The organism is Streptomyces sp. NPDC057854 (assembly GCF_042797055.1).
Taxonomy (GTDB): Bacteria; Actinomycetota; Actinomycetes; order Streptomycetales; family Streptomycetaceae; genus Streptomyces.
The window spans coordinates 192,851-206,385 of record NZ_JBHVMF010000010.1; the positions used below are offsets into that span (position 1 = coordinate 192,851).

The following is a 13,535-nucleotide window of genomic DNA, read 5'->3' on the forward strand; positions in this document are numbered from 1 at the left end:
CCTCTGTCCGGCCGCAAGCCGTACCGTGCCACCCCTCGTGTTGTAGAGAGCGGGAAGATCCTGCCGACCACATGACGGCATGGCGTTTCGACGGTCGGTTTGGTTTTCTCCTTATTTTTTCTTGTGCATACGAAAAAATAGTCTGAACCGTCATACCGTCATGGCTCGGTCCGCTGGTCGGCCCCGCTGCGAGCACAGCAAAGCCTCTGCTGTCCGTGAGGGACTACCGGGGCTTGGCTCGGGCGGCACGGCCGTCCGGTCACGCAGCGGTGAGCACACGTTCTCCGCTCGTCTCCGCGAGCCGTACGGCGTTGCCCGGGGCCGGTGGCGCGTCGTTGCGGCTCTCGGCTTCCTGGTCCCCGGCGGTGTCGGTGACGGCTTCCGCGGCGGGGTCCAGCTCTCCGCGCATGGTGAAGTCCACGCGGCGCGTGTCCAGCTTCCGCCACCCGCCACGGGTGCCGCGCCGTACGTCCAGCCGGACCCCGGCTTCGGTGAGCATGGCTCGCCGGCCCGCGGTGTCCTTCTCCGCCCACTCGTCGGCGAACGTGCGGCCGGTCGGGGTGACGACTCGGCTCGGCTCTACCTTCTCGGCGGCTTCCAGCAGGGCTATACGGGCATCCAACGCGTCCGCGCGGCGCTGCCACTCGGCAGCCGCGTGCTTGGACCTCTGCCGCCCCTTCTGTTCCTGGTGCTCGGCGAACTCGGCGACCGTGGCAAGCAACTCGGGTTCGGGGTCGTAACCCGGGATCTCTACTACGTGCTTGGTCTGGATCGGGCCGACCAGCCGCAGGAACTCCGCGGTCACGTACTCGTCTGCCCAGTCCGCCCGAATGTTGGAGGGGGCTTCGCAGACGTCTCCCCGGGCGTGGCTGTTGCACTTGTAGTTGCCGCGCTTGCCCTCTTGCTTGCTGAGGTACATACGGCCCCCGCACGAGTCGCAGTGGATCACGCGCAACAGCAGCGCGTCCGTGTCGTGCCGCTCGCGGTTGTCGATGCTGCGGGAGTCGAGCACGGCGCCGATGGCATCGAACTCGGCACGGGTCATGATCGGCTGTTCGGTCTGCATGACCGGGTTGCCCTCGGCGTCCCGCACGGGCTTGCCCTTGTGCATCTTCCAGCCGAGCAGCGATTCGTTACGCAGCATCCGCGTGATGACGGCGGGGGTCCACTTGAACATGTCGCGCACGACGTGCGACCCCTTGGCTCCGCCGGTCTTGCCGCCGGTCTCGCGCTCCTTCTTGAGGGCCCAGTGATCGCGCGGGCTCGGCACCCCGTCTTCGTTGAGCCCCGCCGCGATAGCGGAGACGGTCATCCCTTCCAAGAGTTCCCGAACGATGCGCTCGATGACCTTGACGGCATCCGGGTCGGGAACGAGCGTCCAGCCGACCCCGCCATGTTCGGCGGGCATCGGGACTGCCATGTATCCGTACGGGGGGCGCCCGCCGCGCCACCGAAGCGGCATCTTGCGGATAGCGGCCATGGCACCGGTTACGCGGTCCCGGATGCTCTGCGACTCCACCTGAGCGGCAAAGGCAAGCATGAGCATCATGAGTTCGCTCATGGGGTCCATGGGGTTCCGGAAGTCCAGAACCATCGGGCCCCCGCCGATGCCCTCGGCGAACAACAGAACCTTCCGGTGCGTCCTCGCCCACTCGGCAAGGTTCTGCATGTCGCTCATGGACCGAATGGCACGGTCGAACCGCCACCACACCAGGACGTCAAAGTCATCCGGGCGGGCGAGCCACGCGCCGAGCTGCGGGCGATCAAACGGGCTGATCTTGGAAGCCGAGACGTCAAGGTCGACGGCTTCGCGGAGCTGGTCACCCTCGCCGAAGCTGATGTTGTTCGCGGCTGCCGCTACGTCGCCGGCTTCGCGCTGCCGCTCGGGGCTGGTGGTCTCGTCTGTGAGCACGGACAGCCGGACGCACCGGACCCCCCGAAGGGTCTCGGTGTAGACCGTGCCCGCAAGAGGGTTCCGCGGTGTAGTCGTCATGGTCTCTGTGGAGACCAGCGAATTCCCGACTGCATCTCTGACCAACACCGACGTACCCACGGCAACACTCCAGAACAACTAGTTCCGTGTGTTGGGAGACCCGGAGGGCAACGAGTTCTGCGTCGAGCGCAGCAAGGCGGAGCGCGCCGGAGCGTGACCCCGGGGGCACCCGGACCGCCCACAGCGCCCGAAACGCCCGGACCGGCCGGTTTCCGTGGCCTGCCTGGAGCAATCCGGACAGTAGGTGTCGGGTATCCGGTGTCTCCTGGACCCATGCGAGACACCGGAACCGTCACCTGGGCGGCCTTCGCCGCCGCCGAACCCGCCCTCGCCGCCACCGTGCGGGAGCGCTTCGGCCAGTACACCCACCACGCGCTCGCCACCCTCCGGAAGGACGGCTCGCCGCGGCTCAGCGGCATCGAGGCCGACTTCCGGGGCGGTGAGCTGTGGCTCGGCATGATGCCGCGCTCGCGGAAGGCGCTCGACCTGCGGCGCGACCCCCGCTTCTCGCTGCTCGCCAACCCCGGCGCCGGCACGGACATGGGCGGCGGCGACGTGCGGATCTCGGGGCGTGCCGTCGAGGTCACCGACGCCGGCGAGGTCGAGCGGTACGCCGCCGAGGCCGGGGCGCCGCTGCCGTTCCACCTCTTCCGGGTCGAGCCCGCCGAGGTCGTACGGACCTGGGTCGAGGGCGACGAGATCTGTTTCACCACCTGGCGTCCGGGCCGGGCGCTCCGCACCCTGCGGCGCGGCAACGACGACGCCCCGCCGCGCGAGGACGGCTGAGCCCGCCCCGGTCCGCGCCGGACCGACGACAATGGGCGGGTGTCAGCGACCAAGAAGAAGAACCAGGTGAACGCCGCCGCGCCGGAGCGGCGCCGCGAACTCCTCGACACCGCCGCCGAGGTGTTCGCCGCCCAGGGCTACAACGCCACCACCGTCCGCAAGATCGCGGACGCCGCCGGGATGCTCGCCGGCAGCCTCTACTACCACTTCGACTCCAAGGAGTCGATGCTCGACGAGATCCTGTCCACCTTCCTCACGGAGCTGTGGGAGGGGTACGACGCCGTGCTCGCCGCCGGTCTCGGCCCCCGGGAGACGGTCGAGGCGCTGGTCACCGAGTCCTTCCGGGAGATCGACCGGCACCGCGCCGCCGTCGCCATCTACCAGAAGGAGTCCCGGCACCTCACCGACCTGCCCCGGTTCGCGTACCTCACGGACTCGCAGAACCGGTTCGAGAAGGCGTGGCTCGGCACCCTGGAGCGGGGGGTGGCCGACGGGGTGTTCCGGGCCGACCTCGACCTCCGGCTCACCTACCGCTTCCTCCGCGACACCGTCTGGGTCGCGGCCTCCTGGTACCGGCCGGGCGGACAGCACGGCCCCGAGGAGATCGCCCGCCAGTACCTGTCGATGGTCCTGGACGGGATCGCCGTCCGCGCCTGACCCGCCCGCCGGGCGGTACGCGGGCGGGCGCGGCCCCCGCACGGGCCGCGCCGCACCCGCGTCAGCCGGTGAGCCGGTCCCGCAGCCGCGCCAGGGCGCGCGGGTCCAGGCCGAGGCCGGCCGTCACATGGCGGTAGAGGCCGCCGTACCCGGAGCGGACCTCCGCGAGGGCCGCGTCCAGGTACTCCCGGCGGACTTCCTGGAGCGGCACGATCAGCTCCGGGTTCCGCATCAGCCCCGCCGCCCTCAGGCCCTCGCGGACCCGGGCGTCGTGCGCGGCGCGGAGGGTGTTGGAGGCCAGGTAGTCCTCGGTGGCGAGCCGTTCCGGCACCCCGGCGAGCCGCAGGACCAGCCAGCTCGCCCAGCCGGTGCGGTCCTTGCCCGAGGTGCAGTGGTACAGCACGGGGCCCGTGCCGGGCGCGGCGAGTTCGCGGAGGGTCCGCCCGAAGGCGTCCCGGTTCGCCGGGTCGGTGACGAAGGTGCGGTACACGTCCGTCATGAACGCCGCCGCGCGGCCGCCGCCCAGCATCTCCTCCTGCCGCACCGGGTCCCGCGAGGCGATGGCGGCGGTGAGCTGCCCGAAGAGGCCGTTGTCGGTGACCGGCCGGGAGACGGCGGCCACCCCGGCGGGCAGCCGGTCGGCCCCGTCGTGGCCGACCTCCATCGGGATCCGGAAGTCGATCGCCCGGGCGAGGCCGAGCCCGCCGAGCACGGCCACGTCGGCGTCGGTCAGCTTGCCGAGGTGGTCGGCCCGGTAGACGAGGCCGTGCCGGACCCGCCCGCCGCCGTGGGTGGGGTATCCCCCCAGGTCACGGACGTTCACGGCGCCCTGGAGCGGGATGTGGCGGATCGGCGGCGCGGTCCGGGGGCGGGCGGCGGCGCCCGGCGCGGCGGTCGCCACGAGGGCGGCGGCCCCGGCGGTGGTCAGCAGCGCGCGTCTGGAGAGGGACATGCGGACTCCCTGGCTGAGGGGAAAGGGGTGCGGTCACCCACCTAACGCTAGTTAGGTGGCGTCCCGGTGAGGAAGGTAGCAGCCGTGCGGCCGGGCGGCGAGGGGTGTGCGCGCCCCCGCCTGAACGTCTTCATGTTGCGTACATGACAAGCAGGAGACGTGTCGCCGTACGCCCGGACGCCTTCGGGGGATCAGTGCTCGCCGGGTTCCACCAGGCGCTGCGCCGCGGCGCGCTGGCGCTCGGTGGCGCCGGTCATGAAGCGCAGCACCGTCCGCAGTTCGGCCGTGGTGAACTCCGCGTACAGCGCGTGCACGTCGCGGGACCAGTCCTCGAACAGCGGGGCCAGCTCGGCCAGTTTCTCGGGCCGCGGCTCGATCAGCACCCGCCGCTTGTCCGTCGGGTGCCCGACCCTGCGGACGTACCCCTTGCGCTCCAGGCGGTCGACGAGGCCGGTGACGGAGGCGGGGGCGAGGCCGGAGTGCCCGGCCAGCTCCTTCGCGGTGAGCGGCCCGAGCCGCGCGAGCAGGTCGAGCGCCTTGGTCTCGGTGGCGCCGAGGTCCTGCCGGGCGGCGACGGCCGTGTGGAAGGCGACGGCGGCGGCGCTGGAGTCGCGGCCGGCGGCGGTCAGCGCGGCGACGACCTCCGCGCGCTCCGCGTCCCCGCCGGCCGGCTCGCTGTCTCGGCCCTCCGTGCCCCGGTTCCGCTCGCTCATGGCGGCAGCCTAGCAAGAACCCTTTCGTTCGACCGAACGAAAGAAGGATCGCCCGGTGGCCTGGTCAGCGGCGGCGCGGCGGGATCCACTCCAGCCGGGTCCTGACCCGGGCGTCCCGCACGAACTCCAGGGCCGCCAGCGCCGTCTCGCGGGGCGCGCCGTCCGGGTCGCCGTCCGCGAGGACCGCCGCCAGCGCGTCCACCGCCCGCGGGTCCTGCCGGATCGCGAGCCCGCGCGCCGCCTCCGCCGCCGTCTCCGGGTCGGGATCGGCGAGCCGCTCCGCCAGCGCCTCCCGCACCAGCGGCGTGTCGTCCGGCAGTTCGGCCAGGGCCAGCACCGCCCAGTCCCGCACCCGCGCGTCCCCGTCCCGGCTCAGCGCGAGCAGCACCCCCAGCGCGTCCATGTCACCGGCCGGCACCAGTCCCGCCAGCGCCCCCGCCGCCGCCCGCCGCACCTCCGGGTCCGGGTGGGCCGCGGCGCCCAGCAGCTCCGGCACCGCCGCCGGTTCCGCGCACGCCCCGAGCGCCGTCACCACCGACAGCAGCGGCTCCCGCGCGGGGCCCGCCGTCTCCGCGGCCAGCCGCCGCAGCACCGGCACCGCGCTCGCCGCGAACCCCGGCAGCGCGCCGAGGACCCGCGCGCCGAACGCCCGCCGCAGCGGATCGCGGTCGGCGCACCAGCCGGCCGCCGCCACGAAGGTCTCCTCGTCGGCCCGCCCGGCGAGCGCGTCCACGGCGGTCGTCCAGTCGTCGAGCTCCGGGTCGCCGCGGCGCAGCGCCCGCGCCGCCAGCTCCTCGGCAGGGACGCGCCGGCCGAGCGCCGCCTCCAGCAGGGTCGCGACGGCCGCGTGCCCGGTCTGCCGCTCGTCGCCGCGCCCGGGCCGGCCGTCCTCCCGCAGCAGTTCGACGACGACGGTCACGCCGCCGTCCTCGCGGACCCGCCGGACCACCGCCTCGTACGTGTCGCCGCTGTCGTGCTCCGCGACCAGTCCGCGCCGCAGCTCGGCCGCGATGTCGACGCCGATCCAGCGCCGCGCCTCCCGCAGCGCCGCCTCCGCGTCCGGCGCGCCGTGGTCGAGCAGCGCCCGTACGCAGGCGGTCGAGCCGCGCCGGGCGGCGGCGGTCAGCGGGGTGAGGCCGTCGGGGCCGGGGCGGCCGGGGTCGGCGCCGTGGTCGAGCAGGGTCCGTACGGTCTCCGCGTGGCCGAGCCGGACCGCCCAGGCGAGCGCGGTGAAGCCGAACTCCTCCTCCTGGTCGGGGTCGGCGCCCGCCGCGAGCAGCGCCCGTACCGTCCCGGCGTGTCCGCCGCAGGCCGCCCCGCACAGCGGCAGGTCGCCGCCGCCGGAACCGCTCGGCCGCCCCGGGTCGGCGCCGGCGGCGAGCAGCAGCCGGACGATCCCGGGCTCGTCGGCGACCGCCGCCCGGTAGAGGGCGGTCTCCCCGTCGTCGTCGGCGGCCTCGGCGCCGGCCCCGGCGCGCAGGGCGCGGACGACCGCGTCCTCGTCCCCGCCGGCGATCGCCTCGAACAGCGTGCTCATGCCCCCATCCTGACCGTCCGTCCGCTTCCGGCGCACCTCCGTCCCGGCCCCCGGTCAGGGCTTGCGGGCCTCGATGAGGAAGCGGGTGGTGTGCGCGACGAAGGGGCCCTCGGCGGTGATCCGTTCGTGCAGGGCGCGGAGCCGGTCGCGGTACGCGTCGACCGTGAAGCCCGGGACCATCCAGATCACCTTGCGGAGGAACCACACCACCGCGCCCACGTCCAGGAACTCGGTACGCAGCGACTCCGCCCGCAGGTCCACCACCTCCAGGCCGGCCGCCTCGGCGTCCCGCCGCGCGTCCTCGGGGTGCCGGGCGCGGCGGACGTCCTCCGGCTGCGGTCCGAGGAAGTACTCGACCAGCTCGAAGACGCTGGCGGGGCCGACCTGCTGGGAGAAGTAGGTGCCGCCGGGCCGCAGGACGCGCGCGATCTCCTCCCACCAGACGGTCACCGGGTGGCGGCTGGCGACCAGGTCGAAGGCGGCGTCGCCGAAGGGCAGCGGCGGCTCGTCCTCGTCGTGGACGACGACCGCGCCGAGCGGGTGCAGCAGGCGGGTCGCCTTCGCCACGTTCGGCGGCCAGGACTCGGTGGCGGCGGTCAGCGGCGGCAGCGGACCGGCCCCGGCGAGCACCTCGCCGCCGCCGGTCTGGATGTCGAGGGCGGCCGAGGCCCGGGCCAGCCGCGCGCCGAGCAGCCGCTGATAGCCCCACGAGGGGCGTTGCTCGGTGGCCCTTCCGTCGAGCCAGGAGAAGTCCCAGCCCTCCATCGGGGCCGCTTCGGCCTCCGCCACCAGGTCGTCGAACGTTCGCTCCATGTCCGTATTGTCGCCGCGCCGCCTCTGACGTGCTCGGATTTTCTCTCACCCGGCGCAGTCGAGGACCGCCCCGCACAGCCGGCAGCGGGCCCGCAGCCGGCGTCCGGCGGGGACGCGCAGCCGCTGCCGGCAGACCGGGCAGGGGAAGGCGACGCCGGTCGCCGGGGCGCCGCCGTCGAAGGCGTACGGGGCGCCGGGCGCGGCCCGGCCCAGGCGCCGGTCCCGGGCGTAGCGGCGGCGGTCGGTCCAGGGGGCGCCGGCCAGCGGGGGCAGCCGGCGCTCGCGGTCGGCCTCGGCGCGGCCGCGCCGCCACGCCTCGTACGCGGCGGCGCTGGTGAACCAGGGGGAGGGGTCCTCGCCGAAGACGCCGGCCCGCTGCGCGAGCACCCAGCCGAACTCCTCCGGGGTGAGGTAGCCGAGCTTCTGGCTCTCGGCGCCGTCCTGCCGGAAGGCGTCGAGAAGCAGCCAGCCCGCGCCGAGGTAGGCGGTGGTCACGTCGGTGAGGATCTCGTTCCGCCCGGTGTCGGGAAAGCCCAGGCCGAGGCGGTGGAGGAGGACGTGGGCGAGTTCGTGGGCGAGGGCGGCGCCGATGTCGCGGGGGCGGCGCCGGAAGCGCTCGTTGAGCTCGACGGAGTAACCGCTCCGGGCGGCGGGTTCGACGGTGGCGGCGTGCTCCATCCGCCGGAACGCCACCGTGACCGGGGCCTGCGGCAGGCGCAGGTGGCGCACCAGGACGCCGGCCACCCGGACGGCGCCGGCGCCGGGGTCCTCGCCGGGGGAGAGGGCCACGTCGGAGGCGGTCACGCTGGTCGCGTACCGGCCGATTCCGGCGGGGCCGAGGCGCCGGTAGAGGGCGGTGAGCGAGGCCCGTACGGCCTCCCGGTGGGGGAAGCCGTGCTCCACCCCGTGGGTGTCCCGGCCGACCCGGTCGGCCCTGTCCCGGTCCGTCATGGGCGATCCCCCTCGCGTCCCACTGTACGGTCCTGCCGTGGCGTCTGGCCGAAAAGGCTTCCTTGTGGCGGCAGTTGGGAGCTGTCCATAATCCGGACGTGCCTTGACGGGCGCATGTCACTCCGAGTCTCCGGCCGGTGACCCGTGCGCGCACCGCCGCCGAGGCCCGCAACCCCCCATGCCTGAACCCCCCACGAGAGAAGGCAGACCGTGCAGAAGAAGAACCGGCTCGTCCGCACCCTGCAGAAACTCGCCGCCGCGGGCGCCGTCGCCCTCGCCGCCCTCAGCCTCCAGCCCGTCTCCACCGCCACCGCCGCCCCCACGCCGGTCGTCGGCGGCACCCGCGCCGCCCAGGGCGAGTTCCCCTGGATGGTCCGGCTCTCCATGGGCTGCGGCGGCTCCCTGCTCACCCCGCAGATCGTCCTCACCGCCGCCCACTGCGTCAGCGGCTCCGGCAACAACACCTCCATCACCGCCACCGCCGGCGTCGTCGACCTCCAGTCGAGCAGCGCCATCAAGGTCCGCTCCACCAAGGTCCTCCAGGCCCCCGGCTACAACGGCAAGGGCAAGGACTGGGCGCTCATCAAGCTCGCCAGCCCCATCACCTCGCTGCCCACCCTGAAGATCGCCGAGACCACCGCCTACAACAGCGGCACCTTCACCGTGGCAGGCTGGGGCGCGGCCCGCGAGGGCGGCGCCCAGCAGCGCTACCTGCTCAAGGCCAACGTGCCCTTCGTCTCGGATGCCTCCTGCCAGGCCGCGTACGGCAGCGACCTCGTGCCCTCCGAGGAGATCTGCGCCGGCTACACCCAGGGCGGCGTCGACACCTGCCAGGGCGACTCCGGCGGCCCCATGTTCCGCAAGGACAACGCCGGCGCCTGGATCCAGGTCGGCATCGTGAGCTGGGGCGAGGGCTGCGCCCGGGCCGGCTACCCCGGCGTCTACACGGAGGTCTCGACCTTCGCCGCCGCCATCAAGTCCGCCGCGGCCACGCTGTAACCCCCCCACGGACCGGGCCCCGGGGCGGCACAGCGCCCCGGGGCCCTTCCCCGTACGTCCCCTCAGCCCAGCTCCACACCCCCCGGCCCCGCGCCGTCCGCCGGCTCCACCTCCAGCACCCACACCTCGTTCGCGCCCTCCCGCAGCACCGGCCCCGGCACGAACAGCCCCTCCTGCGGCCCCGCCGCCGGCCAGTACCGGCCCAGGCAGAAGCCGTTCACCCACACGAAGCCCCGCCCCGCGCCCGGCAGCCGCAGCTCCGCGTCCCCGGCGCCCGCGACCTCCACCGACGCCCGGTACAAACCCCGGCCGCCCCGCTCCGGGACCTCCCCGAACGGCACCCGGCCCACCGCCTCCGCCGTGAACGCGTCCAGCCGCAGCCCCCGGGCCCGTACCCCGTGCACGTACTGCCGCTCGTGCAGCACCCCGCCGGTGATCCCCTTCGGCTCCGCCAGCCGCGGCCCGTAGTTCACCCGGCCCAGCGACTCCACCCACAGCTCCACCACCGCCGGACCCGCCACCGGCTCCGGCAGCACCGCGTCCTCCTCCGTCAGCACCCCCGCGAAGACGCCGTCCACCCACACCTGCGCCCGGTCCCGCAGCCCCGTCACCCGCAGCGGATACGGCTGCCGCGGCCCCGGCACCGCGCAGCGGTACCGCACCAGACCCCGGTCCACGCCCAGCTCCTCGAAGGCCGGCGGCACCCCGGACTCCACCTCCGCCCCGCCCAGCACCTCCAGGACCGCGCCCAGCGGCGCCCACTCCGCGAAGCCCGCCCGCACCGGAGCCGCCAGCCGGGCCGGCGGCTCCGGCACCTCCGGCAGCGGCCCCGCCGCGTACCCCGCCAGCACCTCCCGGAAGCGGTGGAACTTCTCCGTCGGCCGGCCCCACTCGTCCACCGGGGCGTCGTAGTCGTACGAGGTCACCGTCGGCAGCAGCCGCCCGTCGTGCAGCTCCCCGGACCGGTTCGCCCCCGCCCAGCCGCCGAAGTTCGAGCCCCCGTGCGCCATGTAGACGTTCACCGACGCCCCGCATTCCAGGACCTCCCGCAGCGCCCGCGCCGCGTCCGCCGCGTCCCGCACCGCGTGCTCCGTGCCCCAGTGGTCGAACCAGCCGCACCAGAACTCCATGCACATCAGCGGCCCCGACGGCCGGTGCCGGCGCAGCACCGCGAAGCCGTCCGCCGCGCCCGACCCGAAGTTCGCCGTCGCGAGCACCCCCGGCACCGAACCGCCCGTCAGCATGTGGTCCTCCGGCCCGTCCGACGTGAACAGCGGCACCGACACCCCGCACTCCCGCAGCAGCCCCGCCAGCCACTCCAGATAGCGGGCGTCACTCCCGTAACTCCCGTACTCGTTCTCCACCTGCACCAGCACCACCGGCCCGCCCCGGTCCACCTGCCGCGCCACCACCTGCGGCAGCAGCCGCCGGAACCAGCGCTCCACCGGCGCCAGGAACTCCGGATCCCTCGTCCGCACCCGCCGCCCCAGCGGCCCGGTCACCCAGTGCGGCAGCCCGCCGTTCTCCCACTCGGCGCAGATGTACGGCCCCGGCCGCACGACCGCCCGCAGCCCCGCCGCCGCCACCGCGTCCAGGAAGCGGCCCAGCGCCTCCGGATCCGCGAACCGGCCCGGCTCCGGCTCGTGCAGGTTCCACGGCACGTACGTCTCCACGCAGTCCAGGCCCATCGCCCGCAGCATCCCCAGCCGGTGCGCCCAGTGCCCCTCGTGCACCCGGAAGTAGTGCAGCGCCCCCGACAGCAGCCGCACCGGCCGCCCGTCGAGCAGGAAGTCCTCGTCACCCACAGCGAACGTGCTCATGGCCCCACCCTCACCCCCTGGCGGCGGACCGGTCCATGGACAAAGATCGTCGCAGTTTGGACGTTACGGAAGGCACGGGCATGTACCACACCTGGATGCGCTACTTCACGCCCGGACCCGTCCACCACCGCCTCGGCCTCGTCTGCCTCGGCGTCGGACTCCAGCACGGCCGGCTCCCCGTCGTCGGCCCCCGCACCCTCGACCACCACGTCGCCGTCGTCGTCTCCGCCGGCCGCGGCTGGTACCGCTCCGCCGACGGCCGCACCACCCCCGTCACCGCCCCCGCCCTCCTCTGGCTCACCCCCGGCGTCCCCCACCACTACGGCGCCGACCCCGCCACCGGCTGGGACGAGTCCTTCGTCGACTTCACCGGCCCCGCCGCCGCCACCTACACCGAACTCGGCTACATCGAACCCGACCGGCCCGTCGTCCCCCTCGCCGACGCCGCTCCCGCCCGCGCCGCCGTCGGCCGCATCGCCCGCGCCGCCCGCCCCGGCAACCCGCTGCTGGAGGTCGAGACCGCCGCCGCCGTCCACGAACTCCTCGTCGCCCTGCGCCGCGCCCGCGCCGACACCGACGCCGACGGCGACCCCGTCCTCACCCGCCTCGCCCGCGACGCCTTCCAGCCGTACTCCGTCGCCGAACACGCCGCCCGGCACGGCATGACCGCCGCCGAACTCCGCGCCGCCGTCCGCCGCGCCGCCGGCCGCAGCCCCAAGGACTACCTGCTCACCGTCCGCCTCGGCCGCGCCAAGGAACTCCTCGCCGCCACCGAGCTGCCCGTCGCCGCCGTCGCCCGCCGCGTCGGCTACGACGACCCCGCCTACTTCTCCCGGCTGTTCACCCGAAGGGTCGGACTCGCCCCCGTCCGCTTCCGCGAACAGCAGGGCCGCGCCGTCCACGGCGGCTGGAGCGACCGGGTCCCGGATCCCGAACACCCGCCCACCATCGCCGGGGACTCCGTCTAAGCTCGCTGACCATGAGCGACACGAGCGACACCAGGAACGACTCCAGCGACATCGACCCCGCCGTCCGCGCCGAGCTGACCCGGCTGCGCGAGTCGATCGACAACATCGACGCCGCCGTCGTCCACATGCTCGCCGAACGCTTCAAGTGCACCCAGCAGGTCGGCGTCCTCAAGGCCGCGCACCAGCTGCCGCCCGCCGACCCCGCCCGCGAGGCCCGCCAGATCGCCCGGCTGCGGGAGCTCGCCGAGAGCGCCAAGCTCGACCCGGCCTTCGCGGAGAAACTGCTCAACTTCATCATCGCCGAGGTCATCCGCCACCACGAGACGATCGCGGACGGAGCACGCTGATGACCCGCGTCACGGTCTTCACCCTCGGCGGCACCATCTCCGCCCGGGGCGGCGAACTCGGCCGCCTCAGCGGCACCGAGGTCCTCGCCGGCCTCGGCGCCCCCGACGACGTCGACCTGCGCGACTTCCGCCGCCTCCCCTCCTCCTCGCTCACCCCCGAGGACCTCGCCGCCCTCGCCGCCGAGATCGACCGGACCGTCGCCGACGGCTCCGGCGCCGTCGTCGTGCAGGGCACCGACACCCTGGAGGAGACCGCCTTCCTCCTCGACCTGCTCTGCCGCACCGACCGGGCCCCCGTCGTGGTCACCGGCGCCATGCGCCGCCCCGACCTGCCCGGCGCCGACGGCCCCGCCAACCTCGCCGCCGCGCTCGCCGTCGCCGCCGACCCCGCCTGCCGCGGCCTCGGCGTTCTCGTCGTCCTCAACGACGAGATCCACGCCGCCCGGCACGCCCGCAAGACCCACACCACCTCCACCGCCACCTTCGCCTCGCCCGGCGCCGGCCCCCTCGGCACCGTCGTCGAGGGCACCCCCCGGATCCTGCTCCGCCCCGCCGTGCCCACCACGCCCTGCCGGCTCCGCTACGACCCCGCCGTCCGGATCGCCCTCGTCACCCTCACCCTCGGCGACCGCGGCGAACTCCTCGACGCCGTCGACGACCGCTTCCACGGCCTCGTCGTCGCCGCCTTCGGCGCCGGCCACGCCCCCGCCCGGCTCGTCGAACCCCTCGCCCGCCTCGCCCGCCGCATCCCCGTCGTCCTCGCCTCCCGCACCGGCTCCGGCACCCTCCTCAGCGACACCTACCGCGGCCCCGGCTCCGAACACGACCTCCTGCACCACGGCCTGATCCCCGCCGGACCGCTCGACCCCGCCAAGGCCCGGCTGCTGCTCGCCGCCCTCGTCTCCAGCGGCGCCGCGGGACCCGCCGGATACGACCGCCCCCGGATCACCGCCGCCTTCGCCCACCTCGACGGCACCGGCCGCGCCTGACCCCGCCGCC

The 13,535-nt window shown here is 74.6% G+C and carries 13 protein-coding genes; 6 read left to right on the forward strand and 7 right to left on the reverse strand.

The window, feature by feature from the left end:
* Positions 1–259: 259 nt before the first annotated feature.
* Positions 260–1,993: a recombinase family protein gene (locus ACFVQZ_RS17085; protein ID WP_383623282.1), complete on the reverse strand. Its 1,734-nt coding sequence runs from the start codon at positions 1,991–1,993 to the stop codon at positions 260–262.
* A gap of 273 nt (positions 1,994–2,266) precedes the next feature.
* Here ACFVQZ_RS17085 and ACFVQZ_RS17090 point away from each other — a divergent pair, with 273 nt between their 5' ends.
* Positions 2,267–2,779: a pyridoxamine 5'-phosphate oxidase family protein gene (locus ACFVQZ_RS17090; RefSeq protein WP_030492926.1), complete on the forward strand. Its 513-nt coding sequence runs from the start codon at positions 2,267–2,269 to the stop codon at positions 2,777–2,779.
* A gap of 39 nt (positions 2,780–2,818) precedes the next feature.
* A complete protein-coding gene (locus tag ACFVQZ_RS17095; protein ID WP_030492925.1) occupies positions 2,819–3,436 on the forward strand; it encodes a TetR/AcrR family transcriptional regulator in 618 nt (205 codons plus the stop codon).
* A gap of 61 nt (positions 3,437–3,497) precedes the next feature.
* Here ACFVQZ_RS17095 and ACFVQZ_RS17100 read toward each other — a convergent pair whose 3' ends face one another.
* From ACFVQZ_RS17100 to ACFVQZ_RS17120, 5 genes are all read right to left on the reverse strand, one after another.
* Positions 3,498–4,388 carry a tyrosine-protein phosphatase gene (locus ACFVQZ_RS17100; RefSeq protein ID WP_383623287.1) on the reverse strand — a complete coding sequence of 297 codons (891 nt, stop codon included), beginning with the start codon at positions 4,386–4,388 and terminating at the stop codon, positions 3,498–3,500.
* 191 nt (positions 4,389–4,579) lie between these two features.
* Entirely contained in the window at positions 4,580–5,101 is a 522-nt protein-coding gene (locus tag ACFVQZ_RS17105; protein ID WP_383623290.1) for a MarR family transcriptional regulator, read from the reverse strand.
* Positions 5,102–5,165: 64 nt separating this feature from the next.
* Positions 5,166–6,638 carry an ankyrin repeat domain-containing protein gene (locus ACFVQZ_RS17110; protein WP_383623293.1) on the reverse strand — a complete coding sequence of 491 codons (1,473 nt, stop codon included), beginning with the start codon at positions 6,636–6,638 and terminating at the stop codon, positions 5,166–5,168.
* Between the two features lie 54 nt (positions 6,639–6,692).
* A complete protein-coding gene (locus tag ACFVQZ_RS17115; RefSeq protein ID WP_383623296.1) occupies positions 6,693–7,451 on the reverse strand; it encodes a methyltransferase domain-containing protein in 759 nt (252 codons plus the stop codon).
* Between the two features lie 45 nt (positions 7,452–7,496).
* A complete protein-coding gene (locus ACFVQZ_RS17120) occupies positions 7,497–8,402 on the reverse strand; it encodes a hypothetical protein (protein ID WP_383623299.1) in 906 nt (301 codons plus the stop codon).
* 210 nt (positions 8,403–8,612) lie between these two features.
* On the opposite strand from ACFVQZ_RS17120, the gene ACFVQZ_RS17125 reads away from it, so the two are divergent.
* Complete coding sequence (locus ACFVQZ_RS17125) at positions 8,613–9,401, forward strand: serine protease (protein WP_030492919.1); 789 nt, start codon at positions 8,613–8,615, stop codon at positions 9,399–9,401.
* A gap of 62 nt (positions 9,402–9,463) precedes the next feature.
* Here ACFVQZ_RS17125 and ACFVQZ_RS17130 read toward each other — a convergent pair whose 3' ends face one another.
* Positions 9,464–11,221: a beta-galactosidase family protein gene (locus ACFVQZ_RS17130; RefSeq protein ID WP_383623302.1), complete on the reverse strand. Its 1,758-nt coding sequence runs from the start codon at positions 11,219–11,221 to the stop codon at positions 9,464–9,466.
* 80 nt (positions 11,222–11,301) lie between these two features.
* Between ACFVQZ_RS17130 and ACFVQZ_RS17135 the strand changes: the two genes are divergently transcribed.
* The 3 genes from ACFVQZ_RS17135 to ACFVQZ_RS17145 are packed head-to-tail and all read left to right on the forward strand — an operon-like array spanning position 11,302 to position 13,525.
* Positions 11,302–12,189, forward strand: coding sequence for a helix-turn-helix transcriptional regulator (locus ACFVQZ_RS17135; RefSeq protein WP_030492917.1), 888 nt, complete (start codon positions 11,302–11,304; stop codon positions 12,187–12,189).
* An 11-nt stretch (positions 12,190–12,200) separates the two neighbouring features.
* Entirely contained in the window at positions 12,201–12,536 is a 336-nt protein-coding gene (locus tag ACFVQZ_RS17140) for a chorismate mutase (protein ID WP_030492916.1), read from the forward strand.
* Complete coding sequence (locus ACFVQZ_RS17145; RefSeq protein ID WP_030492915.1) at positions 12,536–13,525, forward strand: asparaginase; 990 nt, start codon at positions 12,536–12,538, stop codon at positions 13,523–13,525. Before ACFVQZ_RS17140 ends, ACFVQZ_RS17145 begins: the two co-directional genes overlap by 1 nt.
* Positions 13,526–13,535: the final 10 nt, after the last annotated feature.